The organism is Pseudoalteromonas atlantica (genome assembly GCF_043641955.1).
Classification (GTDB): Bacteria; Pseudomonadota; Gammaproteobacteria; order Enterobacterales; family Alteromonadaceae; genus Pseudoalteromonas; species Pseudoalteromonas atlantica_A.
Genome location: NZ_JBHZRV010000004.1, coordinates 126,686 through 148,727, shown reverse-complemented (window position 1 = coordinate 148,727; position 22,042 = coordinate 126,686). Strand labels below are relative to the sequence as shown.

Here is a 22,042-nt window from a genome sequence, read left to right as displayed (position 1 = left end):
GATGAAAGCACAATGGGAACAAATGAGCCCGAACATGAAGCGGGGTCTATCGGTTGCTGGTATTGCTGGTGGTCTCATCCTTATGGTGATGGTGTTTTCACCTAATCCTGACGATGGCTCAAGTAGTCGGAACCGGCAGGAAACAATCCGGCACATTCTTACGGATACCAATACTCGTGATGTTGGGGTCGATAGTTTGGCTGCGAACGTAAAACTACTTAGTGAGCGCAATGAACAGTTACGTCGTGAAGTTGAGCGCTTGCGTCGTGACGTCGATTCAGGACGGCTAAGCCCAGGTTCGCCTTCTATACCAAGTGAGGTCAATGCGGAGCTGGCCCGCCTTAGAGCGGAACTTGATGATGTTCGCGCAGGAGGTGATGCAGCAGTTGAAGGCACAAATAGCCGTTTTGAAGTGCCTTTATCTGCCATGGAATTACCCAAAGACGAAAAGCCTCTGCCGTCTAACCCAGACGACTATTTTGCCAATGCGCCGCTGCCTGATCCGCTCTATCAGCAGCCAGCCAATGGCCACGGTACACGAGCACGAGATGTTCCATTGCCGCCAATCACGATTCGTATGATTGAGCCTGAAGTGGTTGCTGAACCAGAGGTTGTTGTGCAAGAAGCGCCGCCTTTGTATTTACCGGCGGGCAGCATCATCTCAGGTACTTTGATCACAGGTTTGGATGCTCCTACTCACGAGTCCGCAAGACGCGAGCCTTTTCCTGCATTGCTGAGGATTCAAAAGGAAGCCATTTTACCTAACCGATTTAGAGCGGATATCAAAGAGTGTTTCTTGATCGCCGCAGGTTACGGTGATTTGAGCTCTGAGCGTGCTTATTTGCGAGGCGAGACCATTTCATGTGTGAGAGAAGATGGTGGCGTCATTGAAACGCGACTGGATTCTTATGCTGTGGGTGAAGATGGCAAAGCCGGTATTCGTGGCCGATTAGTGTCGAAACAAGGCCAGCTGGTGGCCAAATCGATGATGGCCGGATTCCTTCAGGGCTTGGCTGGCGCATTTGATGTAAATCCTGTTCCGACGATTCAGACGAGTAATGCCGGTGATACTCAGCTGTACCAGCAAGTCATGAGCCAAGAAGCATTACAAGGCGCTGCGATTAAAGGCACAGGTAAAGCATTGGATCGAGTGGCCAAGTTCTATTTGGACATGGCTGAAAATATGTTCCCAGTCATAGAGGTAGACGCTGCAAGGAAAATTGAAGTCATAGTCACTCGTGGTGCCTCGTTGTCGTTGGCCACTTCGCAAGGGGGAGGTGCAAGAAGATGAAAAAATCCTGCATGTTGCTAACCGATCGAAGTCCGTTTCAGACAATAAGATGTGTATCCAGAGGAGAGTTAACCATGACGACATCAATGCAGAACAACCCAAAGCACCAGTCAAAACAGTGGTCTAAAGCTGGATTACTTTTATTGGCAGTCGGCTCAACCTTATTGTCTGGCTGTAGTTCATTGGGTCTTGGGAGTAGTGAATATGGATGCCCAGGTATGCCTGACGGTGTGCGCTGTTTATCCGCTCGTGAAGTCTATGAGCTTACCAGTAATGGGGCTGCACCCAAGACGATTGATGCTGTGGCGACTCGAATTGGTTCTCCCTCTGGGTATTCACAATCTGATTTAGAGGCAGGGCTGTTGAGCCATCCAGCATTACCTGAGACGCAGCAATCTGTACCTATTCGCATTCCTTCAAGGGTGATGCGGATTTGGATTGCGCCTTGGGAGGATGACCGTGGAGATCTGAATTTATCCAGCTACGTGTTTACCGAAATTGAACCGCGCCGGTGGGATATTGGGGTGTCAGCACCTCGAACGGTTTCGCCAGTGCTACGTCCACTTCAGACTCAAAGCGATTCAGCCTCAGCGGGAGCTGATGGTAAGCGCGATAACTTGAGTATCTACGGAGAAACTAACGAATGACAAATGCAGTTCGCACCATTCAAACTCAGCGCCTAATGACCATTGGTGCGCTTGGTTTAATGGCGTTAATGATTTCGGAGCCCTCATTTGCGGGCACCGGTGGTGATGCTTTCACCGATGTGTGGGATACCCTAAAAGACTGGACCCAAGGTACTTTGGGACGGATCGTAGCGGGAGCCATGGTACTGGTGGGTATTGTGGGCGGTATCGCTCGCCAAAGCTTGATGGCTTTTGCCTTGGGCATTGGTGGCGGTATGGGTCTCTACAATACGCCAACAGTCGTTGAAAGTGTTATGTCTGCAACTTTACCTGTTGTTGCCAGCACTCAAGAAGTTATTGGCACAACTGTTCCAGCAATCAGCGCCGTTTTACTGGGCACCTGATAAACTTAGTAGAGGCCTTTAAAAGGTTTGGGTCTACAAAGTCACTGCTTTTTAGACCCAATTTTTTACATTCTAAACTCATTATTAGTAACGTTGCCTAGTAATTCGTTACTCACAGTTTTAAATAGTTTCGCCAAAGTATTTTGCAGGTAAACTTGAAACTTATCCTGAGCTAGGGTTCTATCAAATACATCTGTTGGTAAGAAACGTTTCATTTCTGCAATGAACGCTTCACTAGATACAATATCAGGAAGTCGGTCGAGAAAGTTATCCAACATTTTGTTGAAGTGCTCAAGTTTATAATCTGACACCTTGTTTTTAACTAAGTCCATATTGAGTGTCGCGCCTTGTTGCTGTAACCAAGCTAAATCCCATATATCTCGGTGGCGGACATACCTTGTAGTGGCAGGCAAGGAAATGATTTTATCCGCCATGACTTCATCCAAGCTTTCTGTCAAAATTAGCGTATCACTGTATCCATCAGGCAAAAAATCATAGTTTATTTGAAGAGGTTGTGGCTCTCTTGTATAGGCTGGAATGTTTGCCACTTCTACTTTGATTTTTTGTTTTGGCAGATCTTTTCTCTCAGGAGAAGTCACTACAGCTATTTGCCACTTATCAATGCTCAATTCAGAATATTTAGGATCTTGCTTTAGATCCTTTGGTTCTTTTACTGTCACTTCAAGCCCGTATCGTTCGCCAATGTACTTTTCTATACAATGTTTCATGTCTGCCAGCATCGCTGAGCTGAAATCCTTCCCGCCAGCAAAATCCAGATCTTCGCTGAAACGATTGCCGCCATAACAAAGGCGCAATGAAGTGCCACCTTGAAAAGTTAGTTTGTCTAGAAGTCCACCTTTCTCTAGCGCAAATAAAATATCGTAGTGTAAGAGCTCTTTCTCTATCACTGAGTGCATATGAGATACATTTTCAACCTGCATTGCTTTATTTACCAATTGCGCGAAATTTTCTTGATCAATTTTCATATAGCCCATCCTTGCTTACTAAATGTGTATTTCGGCCAACTCGTTTTAAGTCTCTGTATGCAGTTTGTTTCGTTGCTAACCTAAGCGGTCTGCCGACTAAACTGGTATTTTCTAAAATATCCATTGGATCTCGTTTCGTATGCGTAAATTCAATTGTACCCAAAGGTGTTTTGAATTCACCGGAACGTCCCGTTGTCATAACAGTTAAGCGATCTACTGGAATTTGCGAAATAACTCCAAAATCAGAAAGTGCAGACTCTAGGCTAATGTAGTTATATTCTCCACGCCGAATGGTTTTAGCAATTTGCTCCAACGTATCGCTGCCTTTCGACTGCGCTAAATTGTATAAGTACACACCATTAATGATTCGGGTGAGTAAGCCATCGTCTTGCAAACGTTTAATTCCCGCACGCAATGCTCGTTCATTATCTTGATGAAAGATTTTCGCCAGATCTGAATTAGTAAAAACACAGCGACCACGCTTGTCATATTCTAAGAGCTTTTTAATTGCCTCAGCCTTTTTCACAATACGCCTCTAGTTATCAAGGATGACACTTAAACATGTCATAAGTGTAGACTTATTTTTCATGGGGCGCAAGTGTACAATAATGACGCTAAAAGGTGTCAAATTTGTCAACTTGACCTCTGGGGGTATTAAAAGGACTTGGTTAGTTTACACTGTGATGAATTTTAACACCCAGAGTGTGAAAAAGCGGATTTAGATAAACTAGATGAATTGGGGGAAGCCTGTAAGGCTGCCAGAATGAAAGCTATATCTGAACTAATAGTGCGTAACAACAAGTGGCACCCTAGCAAGGCATCCAATTCTTCAATCTATCTAACCGAGTCCACATAGGACAACTGCATAGACTGGAGCCTCGATTTACATTAACGAGGACTCCTCATGCGAAAACTATCTCCAATTATTCTGGCGCTTGCGCTGTCTCCATTGGTTCAAGCTGAACCTGTGTCTGAAGTGTCGCCCGTTGGCAGAATTGACGGCATGGTTTCTTTACCTGTCACGGGTATGAAAGCGGTCGAAAGCAATGGCCGTATTGTTTTCATGTCAGACAGTGGCCGGTTCGTCATTGATGGCACGCTCTATGATGCCTGGTCGAAAAAGCCGCTTACCAGTCTTGAAGAAATTCGTGAAGCGGGGAACACGCTGGACTTAAGTCGTCTTGGCTTAAAAATGGATGATTTGAACCCACTGACGCTGGGCGAAGGCAAAAAGAAAGTGGTGGTCTTTGTTGATCCACGATGCCCGCACTGCCATGAGCTTTTGAAGCAAGCTTTACCGCTAACCAAAGAATACACCTTCCAAATACTCCCTGTGCCAGTGCTTGGTCCTGATTCAGAGCGTCAGGTTCGCCAGCTTGGCTGTGCGCGTGACAAGAAAGCGGCCACCGATGCATTGCTCAATGGCCGGATTGGTAACCTAGAACAGGATGATGCCTGCAACTTAGAGCCAATGCAGCGTACCTTGGTGACGGCTCAAATCCTGGGCATTCAAGGTGTGCCTTTCATCGTCGCCAATGATGGTCGCATCAGTCGAGGCCGTCCTTATGATCTTTCTGCCTGGTTGGAGGGGCGTTAATGAAAGCCTCTCTGTATTCAGGGCAACGCGCTTCAGAGCTCTTGCCAGTATTGGCCTATTCCGACGATGAGCAACTGTTTTTCATGGAAGACCAGAGTGTTGGCTTTGGTTTTCTATGTGACCCATTGCCGGGTGGTGATGAGTCTGTTGCAGACAGGGTTAATGTTCTACTCAACAACGACTGGCCAAAAGACACTTTGCTGCAATTTGGCCTGTACGCATCCCCTGATATTCAAACCGACCTTCAGCGCATGATGGGCTTACGGCATCGTCAATCCGATCCATTGCTCAGGGCTTCGATTCGCAAACGTGCGGATTTCCTCGATGGGGGCACAGTTCAACCGATAGAAGAATCGACTCAGACTCAGGTACGCAACTTTCAACTGATCGTCACCTGCAAATTGCCTTTGGAAAGTCCTATACCGACGGAGCGTGAGTTGAGTCGAGCATCCGCGCTTCGTGCTTCTTTCTCGCAGGCGCTGGCAACGGTTGGTTTTCGCGTCACTGAGATGACTGACCGAAATTGGCTCGCGGCATTAAGTGCGCAGCTTAACTGGGGAAAAGATGCTTCCTGGCGCAATCCATCACCAATCCGCAGTGAGGCAGATAAACCACTTCGAGAGCAAGTGTTGGATTATGACCGAGCTATCAAGGTGGATAGCCAAGGTCTGATGCTGGGCGATTACCGAGTTAAAACCTTATCGTTTAAACGCTTGCCTGAGCGGATCTGGTTTGGTCATGCCGCAAGTTTTGCGGGCGATATGATGACGGGCAGTCGCGGTTTACGCGGCAGCTTTTTGCTAAATGTCACCATTCACTTTCCCTCAGCTGAGGCGATGCGATCTCGTTTAGAGACGAAGCGTCAGTGGGCGGTCAATCAGGCCTATGGCCCGATGCTCAAGTTTGTGCCGGTGCTTGCAGCCAAGAAAAAGGGATTTGATGTTCTTTTTGAAGCCTTGCAAGAAGGTGATCGTCCTATTCGGGCAAACATGACCTTAACGCTGTTTTCACCAACTGAAGAAGCGTCCATCAGCTCTGTTTCAAATGCTCGAACTTATTTCAAAGAACTCGGATTTGAGCTGATGGAAGACAAGTACTTCTGTTTGCCCATTTTTCTGAATGCCCTGCCATTTGGTGCCGACCGCCAGGCGATGAACGACTTGTTTCGATTCAAGACCATGGCGACACGACATGTGATCCCACTGTTGCCTTTGTTTGCAGATTGGAAAGGCACGGGCACGCCAGTGATTAACTTTGTTTCCCGCAATGGCCAGATCATGAGTGTGTCCCTTTATGACTCGGGCAGTAATTACAACTGTTGCATCGCGGCGCAATCGGGATCGGGCAAGTCATTCCTGGTGAACGAAATCATCTCCTCCTACTTATCTGAAGGCGGGCAATGCTGGGTGATTGATGTTGGCCGCTCTTATGAAAAGCTGTGTGAAGTTTATGACGGAGAGTTCTTACAGTTCGGGCGGGACAGTGGCATTTGCTTAAACCCGTTTGAAATCGTTGAGGACTATGACGAAGAAGCGGATGTACTGGTTGGGTTATTGGCCGCAATGGCCGCACCTACGCAGTCATTAACCGATTTTCAGATGGCCAACCTAAAACGTCAGACCCGTGAACTGTGGGAGAAAAAAGGTCGTGCGATGTTGGTTGATGATGTGGCAGAGGCTTTAAAAAATCATGAAGACCGACGTGTGCAAGACGTGGGTGAGCAGCTCTATCCGTTTACGACACAGGGCGAATATGGCCGCTTCTTTAATGGCCACAACAATATTCGCTTCAAAAACCGTTTCACCGTTTTGGAGTTAGAAGAACTCAAGGGGCGTAAGCATCTACAACAAGTGGTGTTGCTTCAGCTTATCTACCAAATCCAACAAGAGATGTACTTAGGTGAGCGGGATCGACGCAAGATTGTGTTCATTGACGAAGCTTGGGATCTGCTGACTCAAGGTGATGTCGGTAAGTTCATCGAGACGGGTTACCGTCGATTTCGAAAATATGGCGGCAGTGCTGTAACGGTAACGCAGTCGGTCAACGATTTGTATGACAGCCCAACAGGTAAAGCCATCGCTGAAAACTCGGCCAATATGTACCTGCTTGGCCAAAAAGCTGAAACCATCAACGCACTCAAAAAAGAAGGTCGCTTGCCACTAGGTGAAGGCGGCTACGAATACCTGAAAACCGTTCATACCGTCACGGGTGTCTATTCCGAAATTTTCTTTATTACCGAAATGGGCACCGGGATTGGCCGCCTTATCGTCGATCCGTTTCACAAGCTGTTGTACTCGTCCCGTGCAGAAGATGTAAACGCGATTAAGCAGTTAACGCGCAAAGGCCTTTCTGTTGCTGATGCCATCTCTCAGTTGTTGAAGGAGCGAGGCTATGAATAAGTCCACGCTTTGGCCATTTATGGCCTCTATTACTTTGTCTATTGCTGGTAGCGGTTTAATGACCAGCTGGCTCTTAATGAAAACACTCGAACCCATCCACAGCCAGTTGGCGTTAAGTACGCCCATTGCAGTCGTGGATTTTGGGGATGCGGTGTTGTCACTGGGTCCTAATGCCAGCGAACAAGACATCGAATCCAGGTTGCTTCAGACCAATCAGCAAATTGAAAAGTTAAAAGCAGCCGGTTTTATCGTGCTGGATGCCCAAGCGGTGGTTGGCGCTGATGATTCTGTTTTCGTGCCAGTAGGCTCAAAGGAGGTGTCTCATGCAGATACTCCGTAAAAGAATGCCTTGGCGGCCATATCTCATTCGGTTGACCGTTCTTGCGTTAATCATGGCCTTGGTAGGCACCTACGCCATGATGCGCTACCGAATAGGTATTGATACCCAGCAAGAGCGCTGTCTGCCTGATACCACGGTGTATCTGATTGACTTATGGAATAAAGAGCCCGTTAAGGATGGTTTGTATGCCTTCCACTCAAAAGGACTCGCTCCCTTATATAACGACGGTACTCGGATGCTGAAACGCCTAACAGGGATGCCAGGGGATGAAGTCAAGGTGACGCCTGAGCATGTGCTGGTGAACGGTGCTGAAGTCTCTACCGGCATGGCATTAGCCCAGCGTCTTGGTGTGGCTGAAACAGAATTTAGCCGCTCATTGACGCTGCAAGAAAACGAGTATTGGTTTTCTGGTGAGGCCGCAACGAGTTTCGACTCCCGTTATTGGAATGCCGTTAAGCGCGAGCAGATTGTCGGTCGCGCTTGGCCGCTTTGGTAGGAGGTGGATGATGAGAAGACTATGCCTCTTATTTTTGTTGGTTGCTCCATTGGCTTGGGTGCAAGTGTCCTGGGCACAAGAGCCTTATCCGTTGTCTGACGAGGACAAAAAGATCGTCGAAATGAGCCGCAGCATTTTACAAAGTGCTGTGGATGGTTCATCTGAATTTATCGAGCCTTTTTCACCGATTGAACAACCTGCGTCGCTCAAACACGACGATGAATGGTTGATATTTGCGTCGTCCTCACTGGGAGATTCCTCACTGAAGCAGCTATTTAAAGAGGCCAGTGCTACCGGCGCTATTGTGTTGTTTCGGGGAATTCCTGAAGGAAAGACCTTGGGGGCAGCTATCCGTGATTTGCATACCCTGATGACGGGGCTTGATCCTGTTCCTCAGGTTCGAATCGACCCGAAAGCCTTTGTGCACTGGCGGGTGACTAGCGTGCCTGCCATTTTCCGCATAGAAGATGACAAGGTGACTGCAAGTGCACTAGGGGTTTACAGCAAGGACTGGTTGCAGCGTCAAATTGAAACAGGCAATACCGGTTCATTGGGTCAACGTGGTCCGATTCATTCCATTTTAGAACCGGATTTGATGCAAGTGGCGATGCAGCGTTTACAGTCGATTGACTTGGGCGCGTTAAAGAAAAAAGCCATTGAGCGATTCTGGTCTCGCCAAACTTTCACTGAGTTACCCAAAGCCACGCAGTATCGGATAAGAATGGTTGATCCAACCATCGTCATGCAGCGGTCACTATTGGATGCCAATGGCCGAACATTGATCCCAGCAGGAACGCGTATTAACCCGCTAAAAGCCTTGCCGTTTACTCAGCAGCTTGTGGTGTTTAATGCGTCGAACGCTGAAGAAGTGGACGCAGTAGCGCATTGGCTTGAGACGCAAGATAGGACACTGCGCCGCATTACGCTTATCACCACGCAGCTCGACCTTGCCCAAGGCTGGAATCGCCTCAATGCGCTCGAAAAGACATTGGATAGTCCGGTTTACCTTCTCAATGCCTCGCTAAAGCAGCGCTTTGATCTGCAAGTCACCCCATCGTTTGTTCAAGCAAAGGGGCTCGCGTTTGAAATAGAAGAAATTCCAGTAAAGGAGCTTATTCATGAAAAAGCTCAATAATACGTATCGTCTGATGCGGACTCTCGTTGTCATGCTTGTCCTGGGCGCATCTATTCCTGCAAAAGCCGAATTGACTTGCCCAGACGCGGGGTTATTGTCGGGTAAGTTGCTGACGGATGTTTGCTGGTCATGCATTTTTCCTATCCGGGTTGCCGGTCTTCCTCTTGGTTCTGGAAATGTCCCAAGCGGCGCATCAAACAAGTCATTTTGCTTGTGTGAAGACAACTTAGGCGTGCCAAGGCCAGGTATTGTTACCAGCATGTGGGAGCCAGCGCGTCTGATTGAACTGGTCAGAACGCCGGGTTGTTCGCCTTCCCTGGGAGGGATTCGTTTACCGTTAGGTGATAGACGACTGCAAGGTGGTCATGGTGAAGGTGAATACGATACCGGTGATCTTGCTTTCTACCATTACCATTATTACGCCTTTCCGCTTTTGGTCATGCTCGATTTGTTCATGGATGGCAATTGCAATGCCGATGGTTACATGGACTTTGACTTGATGTATTTGTCGGAATTGGACCCAACATGGCTGAACGATGAACTGGCCTTTTTTACTCAGCCTGAAGCGGCTGCCGTTGCCAATCCATTGGCTATATCTGCTTGTACCGCTGACGCTGCTTCATCAACGCTTGGTAAACCCATCGACCAGTTGTTTTGGTGTGCTGGCAGTTGGGGCCATCTCTATCCGTTATCTGGCCACACCTTAGCCTTTGGCTCATTAGCAGAAAATACCAGCCATTTAGCGGCGCGTGCAATCGCGGCTCAACACAGGCGTGGTCTTGCTAGGCGAACAATGGGGAACAGTGCGCTATGCCGACCTGTTATCGAACCCATGCTGCCGAAATCCCAATACAAGATGAGTATGTTCTTCCCTGTACCGGAAACTGAAAGTGCGCATGTCATCGGTGAAAGCACCATGAAATGGGGAGAGTGGCGAACAATCCCTGGTGCCGGTGAAGATGCGCTCTACATTTTGTGGCGCTGGCAAGACTGCTGTAACTCGGGAGGTTAACTATGAAACCAACACTTTTTACCCGAGTGTTAGCGGGTGTTTTATCAATCACTATGGCGTGCTTGCCCTTACATGGTGTGGCCGCTGATGTGCAGCGCCAATCCGGCCTAAGCGGACAACAAGAAGGTAAGCAATTGCTGCAAAACTGGACGATGCCCGCACTCAATGGCAATACATTGTCGGTGCCGAATGGCAGTGGTAATGAGTCCATTAACTTGCAAGAGCTTTTCCCTGGTATGGATCAGGGCTCATTGGATGTCTTAACGGGCGTTTATGGCTCTGATGCCAGCATGAATCAATTGGGAATGCAGCGCCAAGAGAGCATGGCATCCGAAAATGGCGCTACGGGTGAGGCGTTTCGCTCGCTCCAGCAAATCAAAGACAGGTCTCGGCCAGATATGGTCAATGATCCGCTTTGGGCATTAACCGATGCGGTTCAAACTGCCCCCAATCTATTAACGCAAAGCTTCCCCGGCTGTGAGTCTCAAGGTGAAGGTAGCCCAAATTACCAGCAATGCGACAGGCTCAATACAGCGGTTAACAGCTGCACTATTACTCACGATTACACGGCAGGCATTATTGAGCATGTTTCAGGACCAATGAACCTTCGCTCTTGTGGTGAGGGATGTCTTGAAGTTTGGATTGGACGAATTGGCGACAACTACTGGAGTGGCCGTTGTAAAGTGTTTGAACAGGCCATCACACTCAAAGTCGTGAACCCCGATGCGATTACTTCAGCCGTTCTTGAGTACGCCAAATGGGATGACTACATGCAGGTGTGGCTTGGCGATCAGAAAGTCTGGTCTGGGCCGAACAATAACTTTCCACCAGAAACGGCAGGTCGCTGCGAGCTCAGTACCAGTTGGGAGCGCAATCCAAATACCGATCTCACTGCCAGGCTAAAAGCGGTAGAACCAGGTTTAGAAGTGCCGGTAAAAATTCGCGTATCGGTCACTGGTAGTGGTGAGGGGTATGCACGCATCAAGGTGCGCTTTGATCCAACCAAGGTGGTGATGAATGATAGTTGGTCGCCACAATCCTGTATCGAACAAGCAGCGGATATCCCGACGAAGTTTTCAGACTACAGCATTCAATGCACGGATCAGCCTTCTTCAACCAACGGATGTACGGTGGTCAATGGTGTTTCAGTTTGTGAATCCTACTTTGCCCCAAGCCCAGTGGCTGGCATATCGCCTTTGTGTCGGCGTGTTCAAGTTAGTGTGGATGATGAAAGCTATAAGGGGATTGAAAATCAGGCCTGCCAAGTGCTTGAAGCGAATCCTTCCTGTGGATTCATGTCGTCAGAATGTGCCGAGACCAATGATAAAGGTGAATGCATTCGTTTTACCGATACCTATGACTGTGGATTGCAAACCAGCGATCCAAAGTGTGTGGTATCCAACCTTATGCCAAGTAGTTTTGAAGCTTGTGAGCCTACTCAGACGATTACGCCATTTACTGAAACCAAGCATGTACCGGATTACCAGGTGTGCGAGAAGATCAGCACGCTTACTCAGTGTCAGTTAGAGCGACGTGTATCCGCTGAAACCCATCAACAAAGCTGGTCCATTGAGCGTGGTTGCTTTAGCTCCGAAACGCTCAGTTTTGTTCCACAGCACAGCAGCACTATGCAAACTGGAAACGCGACGCTGAGAGTGTTTGATAATCAAAATACTGAGATAAAAATCACCGAGTCGCCGTCCAAGGCAAATGGCTGGAAAACGACACTCTCATTGACGGGCAACAAGGAGACGGTCACAGAGACGAAACCGTCCATTAAATACCCTGAAATGACCTGTCCAAAAGGAACCTTGGTTGGCTCATTGTGCAAGGTCGTTAATGGGTCGATTATTTCGTGGCATGAACCGCAGGAAGTCACGCGTTCCAGATGTGATTCCGGCTGGAACAAAGTCGATTTCGATACTTGCAGCCGAGAAGTTCAGAAGTGTTTGGCTCCTGCGAAACTGAGTGCTTACTTGACCTTCTCTGGTAAATACTTAGAGCAAGACGTTGTTCATCAATCAAGTGATCCGGGCATAGACCAATGCTTGATGCAAACGGATCAGTTCACTGCGGTGCAGTGGCAGTGTTTGGATACTGGCACAAAACGAATCGAAGGGTTAACGGTTGGTAGTGGCGAGTTGGCAAAGCTTGGAAGCCTTTATCCGGCTGTTGTTTCGTCTCCTGCTCATTTAACGAGTCGTGGCAGCTCTGATGGATTAGGGCTCTCATGCTGGAGGGCAAGAGCAACCTACAATGCTTCGACTGCTCATCCAGAGTTCAATATGGGCAGCTCAGATAGCTGGGTAGATGCCAATGGTAATACTCAAACCATCGTCAATAACGGACAAAACACGACCACCAATACGTGTTCCGCGCTAGAGCAAAACCCGGCCTGCCAATATGTCAGAACCGAATGCACTGAAGGCGGGGCTGGTCATGAAGGCTTCTGTTATATCCAAAGTTTGGTGTATGACTGCGGACAAAGCGTTGAAGTGCAAAACGCTCGAATGGAAACTCAATACAACTGTGTGGGGCCAGTTCGCTGTATGGGCACAGATTGTTTAGAGCCAGAGTCAATCAAGCAGGCTAACTTTGCAGAGGCCGCAGCGATGCTTAATGCGGCGCAGTTTATGACCAATGATATGTCATGCACGGGTGCTGATGGCCAAGACAACGTCGAGTGTACGGTCTTTAAAGGTAATGCTGGCCAGTGCAAAAAAGCCGTTGGCGGCATAGTGGATTGCTGTGAAAAGCCAAGTGGCGTGTCGTTATCGGACTACATCACGATGATAGTGGCGGTTAACAAGCTTGATACGGCAGTCATGGCTATGAATCCGTCTTCGGCAATCTATGGTTCCTGGAATACGCTTAGGGAGCCAATCACGAGTACTTGGAGTGCGGTCCAAGAGCCTTTTGTGTCTGCATGGGACTCTCTCATGGGGGCTGGGCCATCAACGGCTGCTGGCGCGGGAGCGGAGCAAGCTGCGACTGGCTTCATGCAGGTGTTGACCAACAAAACGGCTGAATGGGTAGGCTCTACCTTTGGTTCGGGGGCGCAATCGGCACTGTTTAGTAACGTTGGTGGTGCTGTCGGAGCCGATGGTGTTGTTTCGGGCGGCAACTTTGCGCTGGGTGGCGCTGCGGGCGCGGTTCTGAGTACGGTTATGACGGCCTACATGATTTATTCAGTCACCATGATCCTCATTCAGCTTATCTGGAAATGTGAGCAGAGTGAGTTTGAAATGAACGCCAAGCGGGTATTGAAGAGTTGCCACTATGTAGGCTCTTACTGCAAGTCTAAGTTCTTAGGTGCCTGTGTTGAAAAACGGCAGTCATATTGCTGCTTTACTTCGCCACTTTCACGGATCATTCAAGAACAAGTACGTCCTCAATTGGGCCTTGGTTGGGGCAGTGCGAAATCTCCCAACTGTGAAGGATTGACCGCGAGTCAGTTAAACCAGGTGGATTGGAGCCAAGTCAATCTGGATGAATGGATAGGTATCTTATCGATAACAGGCAACCTACCCGAAGTACCGTCACTGGATCTGGAACGACTCACAGGCTCAGGAAGTACGCTAAACGTTGATGGAAACCGTCAAAGTGCCGCAGATAGAGCTATTGAACGGCTAAACGGAATGGATGCCCAGAAACTGCGTCAGGAGGCGACGGAAGAAATTTCGGGGAATAATTAAAAGAAATTACTCTATTAGCGCGGTTTCCTAAATAGCTGTCCCTAAATGTAGCTCACTGACCTGCATTGCCGCGAGGCTGCACATTTTCATGCAGTTTAGCTGCAACTCCGATGGTACTGGGATGCAAGGCAGCATGATCACAATGCATTGTGCCACGTTCATTCTCGCCATATATAGCACAATTAGGGGCACTTATTTAGAGCGTGTTAGTCTTTGTTGTACATATTTCAATCTACCCGCATAGGGAACCACATGATTGAAAATGCCAAAGCAACGACACTTTCATAATTTATTGCTAATTTTTCATACCGTGTAGTCACTGCTCGGTATTTCTTAATTTTCAGGAAGGCATTTTCAACTAAATTGGGTATCGATATAAACACTAATTTATATCGTCATTGCCCCGACTGCTATTTTCTTTCCTTGGTCGCAGCTGATACCAAATGCAGATGGTATCAAAATACTCATTCCGACAATAATAAACTGCCAGCCCTGATCGAGCTACTAGGTATTAGTTCAATTCAAAACGCTCTTGCCGTGGGGTATATCTACTTATAGAGATTGACTCTATTGTGTTTTCGGTCGAATACAAGTAAATTAGTGGTTAATGGACTAGAATTTGTTGTGTTTTTGGAGTGGATGTGAACATTGTAGATGCTCTTGTTGTCAAGAGGTTAATGAACGTTGGTGATGAAACTGTTCTGTCCATCTTAAAGTTTTCAGCGTATAGCGGAGTGGCAACACTCGAAGAACTGGCACACCACTCCTCCAATCTAAAAATATCAAACGGTAAATCTCGAGCAACTCTCGAAAGCTTCTTAGATACTGCGAACTTCCAAGCTCTCAGGGTCGAAGTACAAGCTGAGATTGATTCGTTCAAAAATAAAGGTGTTGAGATTGTTCTCTTCGGTACGAAAACCTATCCAATTTCGTTATACGGTCTCCCGAAACCTCCTCCTTTTCTATACTGCAAAGGCAATCTGAACCTCTTAGATAATAGGCTTTCATTAGCGGTTGTAGGCACTCGTGAAAACACCCCCAAGGGGGAAACCATAACGATTAAAACTATTCAAAAGTTTGCGACTTATGGCTTCACGATAGTCAGTGGACTTGCACTGGGTATCGATACAATTGCTCATCGCGCGGCATTAGACGCCAAAACACCAACGATTTCTGTTCTTGTCGATGTGGAGTCTATTTCTCCCGCAAGTAATCGGGAACTCGCTAAGGAAATATTGGACGAGGGCGGACTTCTAGTTGCAGAGAATGCACCAGGAACCAAAGCAATACCTGCGTTCTTTGCTAAGCGAGACAGGATACAAGCAGGTTTATCTACTGCCGTCTTTGCTATTGAAACTTCGATAGATGGTGGGACGATGCACGCAGTCAAATCTGCTATCTCTATGATGCGTCCTGTCTTCGTTCCTGACGCACATAAAGCTAAGTATCCAGATCTTACTATCAAGGCAATTTCAGGAACTCAACAGCTAGTTAACGAAGGGAGGGCGATACCCTACACGAGCGAATCTTATGAAGATATTCGTCTTCAATTAGAAGATATTGCGAGTTCATTTGGGTCGTTGAAAGCAAAAGGTGGCCTGCTGTGATAAAGGTCATCGTCCTCGATCTTGATGACACGCTTATTGATACATCAAGCCTCGAACCACTTCGGTCAGCTGGCCGATGGAGAGACATACCCAGGTACTTTAATGGTTGTGTCATCTATCAGGACGTTGTCGGCCTTGTTACAACGGCTCGGTCGGTTGGAATCAAGGTTGCTATCTTCTCGAATGCGCCTTCGAACTACGTTCAGGGGCTACTCAAACACTTCAGTATCACTGTTGATTATGTAGTAGCTTACCATGATGTAACGCAGCATAAGCCGAGCCCTGAAGGCGTTACTCGTATTCTCGATTACTTCGGTGTTAGCGCCGACGAGTCAATTTTTTTAGGAGATAGCAACCTAGATCGAGACGCTGCTTCCAATGCAGGAGTTGAGTTTTTCTCAGTAGATTGGGGTTCTGCCTCGGAGATCGATTCGTCACATAAGGGAGTAATCAGTCTCTCCGAGCTTATTGGAAAAAATTCGATGCTGAGCTCTGCAACAACCGAACGTTCTGAGTTAATTCAATCTGGAAATAAACTTCATCTGGGATTTTATTTAGATGGTATCAAACAGGAAGTTTGGTCTTTCAAAGATAACAAGAATCCTTCTGTACGCCGCTGGGTTAACAAGAGTGTTGAGCTAGCTCCTTTATTCCCAGCCATAGATATTGTTGTCCGAGCGTTAGGTCATGCTGAGCTTAGGGCTGAAGATGGCGATAAAGCATTAGATACCTTGGGCAAATCGCTGGCTGTTGCTTTAGGGGCTTCTTACCAACCTAAGATATTAGAGAAAGATCACGTATTAGATAAATCGACTAATTGCACTGCAGCACAAAGACTCCAGCAGGTCAGAGGTGCTTATAAAGCCGATGTTGATTCAATAGAAGCTAATTCAAATCCGACATTTCTGATCGTTGACGACGTATTAACTTCGGGGGCTACAACTGATGAGATAACACGCTGTCTATCTCAAGGTTTTCCGAATTCAAGTATTTACATTTTTACGTTGGTTAAAACTCTCTATAGATTGGAGCTAGGCACTGACAGCCAAGAACAACAACACAATAACCAACTGTTTTCAGATTTGTACAACCCAATCATCGACTCGCTGGCAGATGAAAATGAGCAATCTGGATATGGCAAGCTGAAGTCTAGTAGCAGGCTTGTAAGCAAGAAGTTTTCTGCTAACTACGCGAGAACCAACCATAACTTCATTTTCCATAATCTTCTCCAGTATTCGATCTCGTCTGAAGCAGCGTCTGGTCAGCTATTTGGCGCAATTCAAGTTCTTAAGAACATGCTCCAGAGAGGGAAGCCAACAATAGCCTCGCGGAAGCTGAGGAAGGCATTTGGTATTGAACTGGATCAGAACGTTCTTAATACACCAGCTCAGGCTCTTGTGTCAGATAAGCCGGTTTTTTGGAATAGATTGATTCGAGGCCACAAACAGTCAGGAAACTACCCAGCGAAAAGGTTTTTTGATGAGCTGATACCGAAGTATTTCGGTAAGTACATTTTTGTAAAACAACTAATGCTCCCTGAAGTCCAGATTTACGATATGACTCAGGTCTACGTTGAACAATTCCAGAACCGACAGGTAGATTTTTACATTCCTCAAGTTGGTTTAATTATTGAGATAGACGGTCAGCAGCACCAAAATTCTCAGCATTTAGATGAAATGAGGGATGCGTTTACCGAAAGCCTGGGACTGAAGACTGTTCGATTCACTGTTCAAGAGCTTGCATCTGAGAACCAGTCATTTATCAGTAAGATAAATTCGATTATTTCTCAAATTCAGATCGTTGATGGTCTAGAGCGAAATGGTGTCCTAACGCCTCCTAATGGTATTTCTTTATTGAACTACCAAGAGGCTTACGAAAATGGAGTCGATGTTACTGACTCGCGATTGAGGCTGACCTCGGCGTTGCGTTTCCAGATACTGTTATTAGAGCTTCTTGAACGCGGTCAGATCAGACTAGGGGAGTTGAAAAAACTATTCGTAGTCAATCGTGATGGAACTGATTTTGCTGAAGCGGCACTAGACGACCTGAACGATTTGTTATCGAATCTCTTTCGTCTCATCGGCATTGAAGAAAAGCGAATTGAGGTTGCGTTGATCGAATCAGATGAGCTTCCGAGCGAACGGTCTGGTGAAAATATATTCATCGACTTCAGCTCACTGGAGCGTTATGACGATTTCTTTCAAGTTAACCAAGACGTCATATATTCACGAACGGATTACTTCGATTTCTATCGATACTTCGAAGATTCTGATGCTGTTTCAATAGAAACCAGTCAATTGATTGACTATGACTTTTTTGAGCTTTCATGCAGAGATCCTATTGCCTATAAGCTAGACCTTAGCCCAGGCAGCGGGCAGCGAGAGTCTCTGAGATACTTCCTCAGCAACATGTTTCTACCATACCTAGAGGATGTAGATTTCAGGGAAGGTCAGGTTGGTATCATAGGATCTGCACTTTCGAGAAACGGCACAATAGGATTGTTGCCTACAGGTTCGGGTAAGTCGATTTGTTACCAATTGTCTGCGGTTCTGCAACCAGCCGTTAGCTTTGTTGTGTGTCCGATTAAGAGTTTGATGTATGACCAGAAAGCCGATTTGGATAGCATCGGCTTTACTCGAAGCAATTTTATTACCAGTGATTTGAAGGCAGGAGAGAAGGCCAAAGTTCAGAGAGATTTCGGACGTGGTAAGTACTTTTTCGTATTCATATCGCCTGAGCGATTCCAAACCCATGCGTTTAGAAAAGAGATGTCGGCTATAGGACTAGATCTCTCATTTGCCTACGCGGTGATCGATGAAGCTCACTGTTTGTCTGAGTGGGGGCATGATTTCAGAACATCTTACCTGAACCTGGCAAATACAATCGAACGGTTTGCTCCCAGTGCAAGTTATATAGGCCTAACGGCAACAGCATCAGTTAACGTCTTAAAGGATATTCAAACAGAGTTTGATATCCCCGATGATTTTGTCCGTACCCCAATGGACTTCACTCGCGAGGAACTCTCATTCCACGTTATCGATGATAAAGGCCGTAAAGGTGATGCAGTCGTCGATCTTGTTTCTGAAATGGAGGGTAAATGGAATTCCGATGGGGAAGACGGCAATAAGGCGGGGATCATATTCACACCTACCGTCAACGGAGCTAAGGGTTGTCATAGCTTAGCGGGCCGAATTTCAACACTCTTGAAGATGGATGTTAGATATTTTTCGGGGTCGGCTCCGAAAATGGGTGGATTGCAGGGAGAGGCTTTCGATAGATATAAGCGCCAAGTTCAAGACGAATTTAAAGAAAATAAATACCGCCTACTTACTGCCACTAAGGCATTCGGAATGGGCGTGAATAAGGGGAATATTGCCTATACGGTTCACTTCGGAATACCTGGGTCGATGGAGGCCTTGTATCAGGAAGCAGGCAGGGCCGGGCGAGATAAAAAACTATTCAAGGAAGTACCCGCAGATTGCTATGTGCTTCTCACAAAAGAGCCCAATTCAGCTATTCTCGACAAGATTTGGGACGCTAGCACGAATGTCAAAGATCTGAAGGAGTACGTGAAGTCATTGAGTCGCGATAGCGACCTGAACACAAACCTATTCCTGATGACAAACGGCTTGGACACAGTCAATGATGAGTTCAAGTTGATGGCAAACGTATACGAATTCTTTAAATACAATCAGGAACACAACACAGTGACCATTACTGCCAGACAGTTTGGTACGGAAAAGTTTAAATTGGAAAAGGCTATCTACCGTCTTTCTCAATTAGGTATTGTCTCTGACTGGGTAATCGAAGACTTTTTTAATGGCACGCTCTATGTCGAGTTCCAGTGCCTATCAGAAGAAAGTTTGGAAAAGAAACTTGAGCATACCGTCAGAAAGTACGATCCTGAATTCAAGCTCGCGGATGTGTTTAGTAGTGATAACCAGTACTACAAAATTCTCTGCGACAAGCTGAGAAAAGGGTCTATCGATAAATCGCAATTTATCTTTCTAGTTCTTTTACTCTGGTCCTACGATCATTTTGTCTACAACCGTCGCCAGTCACAGAAGAACGTTTATGAACAATGTAGTTTATTCGCTGAAGGCAGAATGGATGACAAAGAATTTAAGGAGAAGCTAGAGGGTTATTTCAGGCACGACAAGTCGAGTCAACTTCTGCTCAATATGGCTGAGAATTCTGTGTCGGCGAATATGTGGCCATCAGTATTTTTTGAAACTGATGAAGATGATGGCACGGAACATCTAGTAGGCAGCGAGAAAATGACGATCCTACGAGGTCAGCTTTCTCGATTTCTAGAGTCATACAAAGATAATGCATTCTTGAACTACTTGAGTGGTGTGCTACGACTAGCTTCCGATGAGTTTGATGATGCAGATGGAGAGCGAAGAATGGCCGCGTCATTTGAACGGTTGATTAGTGATAATAGAGATGAAGCACTAGATTTGGTCCGAAAAACTATGCAGCTAAAGCCAATGTTCTCTGAACATGCACGAAGCCACTTTGCTCGTTTGGTCCATGAGAAATTTGAAGATTTGGATGTTCTTGGGGAGGTAAATGAAGAGCTAGGGGATCCGTACTCCTATCACACTTTGTTAGCTCCACTTGCAAATAGACTTGAAAAACTTACCAGCCAATACAAGGGGATTAATTGGTGAATGACATACAGAAACTACACCGAGTAATTGATTCACTCGAAGAGCAGTCGGCGCAAGTGGCCGAGTTTAATGGCCTGTTGAGAGCCGTCAACGATGCAAGAACTGAGATTGAGGAAGCAAAATCGACGCTCGCAAATCTAGTTACTGAACAAGGTGAATTGGTTACAAAGAACTCGAATAAATTTGAAGAGTTTGACGGTCGCCTTACGTCACTGAATGATCTTCTAGGCCAGATCAAAGATGAACAGTTGAAACTAAGGCGTGAGGTTGCAGCCTTGAAGTTTGTAACACCTGATCAGTTTGAACAAGGCTGCACAGCAATTGATAGCCGCATTGCTAAACAATTAGCGGAATTGAAAAGCAAGTTAGAGGCGGTGGTGGAGTCTCAGCAAAGATCGATAAGCGGGCTACGAACCATAGTTGTTTTAGGTATCTTGGTGTTGGCTGGAGGTGTCGGATTCTTGGCTATGAATATGGTTCTTTAATTTTCAGATTGTCATTCAGTTTTTAATTGTAATCAATAAGTTGGAATACAGAATCGAGCCAAGCTTTGAACTTTGCTAAGATAGGCAATACTTTTTCTTGTCGAAGTTGGTAGCGTTCATCTGGGGTTAGGTTTTTACTTTTCGCCTATTGTGCCAATGCGTAGAGTTTGCCGATATAACTTTTTGCTATATTCGCTCGGCCTTTAACGCGCTTTTCTGATTTAACGCATCTTCATATTTACGTCTAGCATGTGCCCAGCAACCAACAGGGAATATCCCGTCAATATTGTCGTAAGCACTGTAACCATCACACAATCAGAATTTTTCAAAATCCACGAACTTCAAGCGATACCTCATCCATAGTTTTTATGTTTGAACTGCTATAAATGCACAGGTTCACATACAACAAGTCATCATTATCGATTTGATTTATTTCGTCGAGTATTGATTCATGTTTCCAGCCAAATATTGGTATTTGATGTCGTTGTTTCCAATTTTTTATATATTTAGCTCCGATTTTAGGTGACATGCGATCATGATCAAATAAATTAACTTCATCGAATGCGGTGTTCTGTTTTTGTCTTATCCGAGTTAACTCTTGCATACTCAAGTCTAGTTCGTTCATGTAACTGAAGTGGAACCTTGTTGAAGATAAAATGGTACGCATTAACTTAGAAGGTATACTAGGAACAGAATTATCACCCTTTATGGTTGAACAAAGCTCATGGATGAATCTTTGAAATCTTTCTGTTTTTTGATAGGGGGTTAATAACCTGTTGTTGGTATTAATAGTCTCTACAAAAAAATCGAGTTTACTAAGTATCTGAGGGGTTAACGTTTGGTTACAGTGCCGCTGTAAAAAGAATCCCGTTATTACTTTAAGAAAGTTTCTTTTCATGGCTAATTCAACGAATTCAATGTTGATATTTTCTTTTTTAGCATACTCTAATAAGGAGCTTCGATAAAATTTGTTGACTCTTTTTAAGTAGACAACCTTTCGAACATCTTTGCCTTTTGGAATAGAATGTAATTCATTAGAAGACTCAGAAAGCGCCATCAATTTATTCGATAAGCAAAAATTTACGTAAACGTCTTTGTAACGTTGATTAATATCAAAATAGGAATTTAGTATTGATTTGATTTCTCTTTCAATCGAGTAAGACATGTTACTGACGTGACTGGATAGGATCTGTAACGCCAAATCATAAATATCTCTTTTGTCTAAATTAATATAACTCGAAGCAAAGATTCTCTTAAATTTATTATCAAATGTTGATACATAATAGCTCATCGCAC

At 46.0% G+C, this 22,042-nt stretch carries 17 protein-coding genes and 1 pseudogene; 13 read left to right on the top strand and 5 right to left on the bottom strand.

The genetic code is table 11. From position 1 onward, the window contains the following. Position 1: 1 nt before the first annotated feature. From ACHUE3_RS10225 to traA, 3 genes are all read left to right on the top strand, one after another. Complete coding sequence (locus tag ACHUE3_RS10225; protein ID WP_218359855.1) at positions 2-1,291, top strand: TraB/VirB10 family protein; 1,290 nt, start codon at positions 2-4, stop codon at positions 1,289-1,291. A 74-nt stretch (positions 1,292-1,365) separates the two neighbouring features. Beyond that, positions 1,366-1,938, top strand: a complete 573-nt coding sequence (locus ACHUE3_RS10220) for a TraV family lipoprotein (RefSeq protein ID WP_138686590.1) — start codon at positions 1,366-1,368, stop codon at positions 1,936-1,938. After that, a complete protein-coding gene (traA, locus tag ACHUE3_RS10215; protein ID WP_000180225.1) occupies positions 1,935-2,321 on the top strand; it encodes a TraA family conjugative transfer protein in 387 nt (128 codons plus the stop codon). The genes ACHUE3_RS10220 and traA overlap by 4 nt, the downstream gene beginning before the upstream one ends. Before the next feature lie 65 nt (positions 2,322-2,386). Here traA and ACHUE3_RS10210 read toward each other — a convergent pair whose 3' ends face one another. Further along, the gene (locus tag ACHUE3_RS10210; RefSeq protein ID WP_394192326.1) at positions 2,387-3,307 is read right to left on the bottom strand and encodes a nucleotidyl transferase AbiEii/AbiGii toxin family protein; all 921 of its coding nucleotides are present in this window, start codon (positions 3,305-3,307) and stop codon (positions 2,387-2,389) included. Then, positions 3,297-3,833 (bottom strand): type IV toxin-antitoxin system AbiEi family antitoxin, encoded by a 537-nt coding sequence (gene abiEi, locus ACHUE3_RS10205; RefSeq protein WP_007105006.1) that lies wholly within the window; start codon positions 3,831-3,833, stop codon positions 3,297-3,299. The genes ACHUE3_RS10210 and abiEi overlap by 11 nt, the downstream gene beginning before the upstream one ends. 378 nt (positions 3,834-4,211) lie before the next feature. On the opposite strand from abiEi, the gene ACHUE3_RS10200 reads away from it, so the two are divergent. From ACHUE3_RS10200 to traN, 7 genes are read left to right on the top strand one after another with little or no spacing between them, the layout of a single operon-like run. Next, a complete protein-coding gene (locus ACHUE3_RS10200; protein WP_007105005.1) occupies positions 4,212-4,904 on the top strand; it encodes a DsbC family protein in 693 nt (230 codons plus the stop codon). Then, entirely contained in the window at positions 4,904-7,303 is a 2,400-nt protein-coding gene (traC, locus tag ACHUE3_RS10195) for a type IV secretion system protein TraC (RefSeq protein WP_024008831.1), read from the top strand. Before ACHUE3_RS10200 ends, traC begins: the two co-directional genes overlap by 1 nt. Then, positions 7,296-7,643 (top strand): hypothetical protein, encoded by a 348-nt coding sequence (locus tag ACHUE3_RS10190; RefSeq protein ID WP_007105003.1) that lies wholly within the window; start codon positions 7,296-7,298, stop codon positions 7,641-7,643. Before traC ends, ACHUE3_RS10190 begins: the two co-directional genes overlap by 8 nt. After that, complete coding sequence (locus tag ACHUE3_RS10185; RefSeq protein WP_015066570.1) at positions 7,627-8,139, top strand: S26 family signal peptidase; 513 nt, start codon at positions 7,627-7,629, stop codon at positions 8,137-8,139. Before ACHUE3_RS10190 ends, ACHUE3_RS10185 begins: the two co-directional genes overlap by 17 nt. A 7-nt stretch (positions 8,140-8,146) precedes the next feature. Beyond that, positions 8,147-9,274: a TrbC family F-type conjugative pilus assembly protein gene (locus ACHUE3_RS10180; RefSeq protein WP_463530595.1), complete on the top strand. Its 1,128-nt coding sequence runs from the start codon at positions 8,147-8,149 to the stop codon at positions 9,272-9,274. Continuing rightward, positions 9,258-10,286, top strand: coding sequence for a TraU family protein (locus ACHUE3_RS10175; RefSeq protein ID WP_012368375.1), 1,029 nt, complete (start codon positions 9,258-9,260; stop codon positions 10,284-10,286). Before ACHUE3_RS10180 ends, ACHUE3_RS10175 begins: the two co-directional genes overlap by 17 nt. 2 nt (positions 10,287-10,288) lie before the next feature. Next, a complete protein-coding gene (traN, locus tag ACHUE3_RS10170) occupies positions 10,289-13,981 on the top strand; it encodes a conjugal transfer protein TraN (RefSeq protein ID WP_238777625.1) in 3,693 nt (1,230 codons plus the stop codon). A 227-nt stretch (positions 13,982-14,208) separates the two neighbouring features. On the opposite strand, the pseudogene ACHUE3_RS10165 reads toward traN, so the two are convergent. Next, positions 14,209-14,363 (bottom strand): annotated as a pseudogene (locus tag ACHUE3_RS10165) (transposase); the annotation flags it as partial. 259 nt (positions 14,364-14,622) lie between these two features. On the opposite strand from ACHUE3_RS10165, the gene ACHUE3_RS10155 reads away from it, so the two are divergent. Genes ACHUE3_RS10155 through ACHUE3_RS10145 form a run of 3 tightly spaced genes read left to right on the top strand, consistent with a single transcriptional unit; the run spans position 14,623 to position 20,746 of the window. Next, positions 14,623-15,588 (top strand): DNA-processing protein DprA, encoded by a 966-nt coding sequence (locus ACHUE3_RS10155; RefSeq protein ID WP_238777627.1) that lies wholly within the window; start codon positions 14,623-14,625, stop codon positions 15,586-15,588. Next, positions 15,585-20,261, top strand: coding sequence for a RecQ family ATP-dependent DNA helicase (locus ACHUE3_RS10150; protein WP_394192325.1), 4,677 nt, complete (start codon positions 15,585-15,587; stop codon positions 20,259-20,261). The genes ACHUE3_RS10155 and ACHUE3_RS10150 overlap by 4 nt, the downstream gene beginning before the upstream one ends. Then, on the top strand, positions 20,258-20,746 hold the full coding sequence (locus ACHUE3_RS10145; protein WP_238777631.1) for a hypothetical protein: 489 nt from the start codon (positions 20,258-20,260) through the stop codon (positions 20,744-20,746). The genes ACHUE3_RS10150 and ACHUE3_RS10145 overlap by 4 nt, the downstream gene beginning before the upstream one ends. A gap of 186 nt (positions 20,747-20,932) precedes the next feature. On the opposite strand, the gene ACHUE3_RS10140 is transcribed toward ACHUE3_RS10145, so the two are convergent. Further along, the gene (locus ACHUE3_RS10140) at positions 20,933-21,061 is read right to left on the bottom strand and encodes an IS66 family transposase (RefSeq protein ID WP_123161597.1); all 129 of its coding nucleotides are present in this window, start codon (positions 21,059-21,061) and stop codon (positions 20,933-20,935) included. Between the two features lie 10 nt (positions 21,062-21,071). Continuing rightward, the gene (locus ACHUE3_RS10135) at positions 21,072-22,037 is read right to left on the bottom strand and encodes a hypothetical protein (protein WP_238777633.1); all 966 of its coding nucleotides are present in this window, start codon (positions 22,035-22,037) and stop codon (positions 21,072-21,074) included. Positions 22,038-22,042: the final 5 nt, after the last annotated feature.

Bases quoted from the DNA above. Each gene is read 5' to 3' on its own strand.
- ACHUE3_RS10200 (WP_007105005.1), top strand. From the start codon at position 4,212: ATGCGAAAACTATCTCCAATTATTCTGGCGCTTGCGCTGTCTCCATTG.
- ACHUE3_RS10190 (WP_007105003.1), top strand. From the start codon at position 7,296: ATGAATAAGTCCACGCTTTGGCCATTTATGGCCTCTATTACTTTGTCT.
- ACHUE3_RS10220 (WP_138686590.1), top strand. From the start codon at position 1,366: ATGACGACATCAATGCAGAACAACCCAAAGCACCAGTCAAAACAGTGG.
- ACHUE3_RS10135 (WP_238777633.1), bottom strand. From the start codon at position 22,037: ATGAGCTATTATGTATCAACATTTGATAATAAATTTAAGAGAATCTTT.
- ACHUE3_RS10225 (WP_218359855.1), top strand. From the start codon at position 2: ATGAAAGCACAATGGGAACAAATGAGCCCGAACATGAAGCGGGGTCTA.
- ACHUE3_RS10185 (WP_015066570.1), top strand. From the start codon at position 7,627: ATGCAGATACTCCGTAAAAGAATGCCTTGGCGGCCATATCTCATTCGG.
- ACHUE3_RS10210 (WP_394192326.1), bottom strand. From the start codon at position 3,307: ATGAAAATTGATCAAGAAAATTTCGCGCAATTGGTAAATAAAGCAATG.
- traN (WP_238777625.1), top strand. From the start codon at position 10,289: ATGAAACCAACACTTTTTACCCGAGTGTTAGCGGGTGTTTTATCAATC.
- ACHUE3_RS10175 (WP_012368375.1), top strand. From the start codon at position 9,258: ATGAAAAAGCTCAATAATACGTATCGTCTGATGCGGACTCTCGTTGTC.
- traA (WP_000180225.1), top strand. From the start codon at position 1,935: ATGACAAATGCAGTTCGCACCATTCAAACTCAGCGCCTAATGACCATT.
- traC (WP_024008831.1), top strand. From the start codon at position 4,904: ATGAAAGCCTCTCTGTATTCAGGGCAACGCGCTTCAGAGCTCTTGCCA.
- ACHUE3_RS10180 (WP_463530595.1), top strand. From the start codon at position 8,147: ATGATGAGAAGACTATGCCTCTTATTTTTGTTGGTTGCTCCATTGGCT.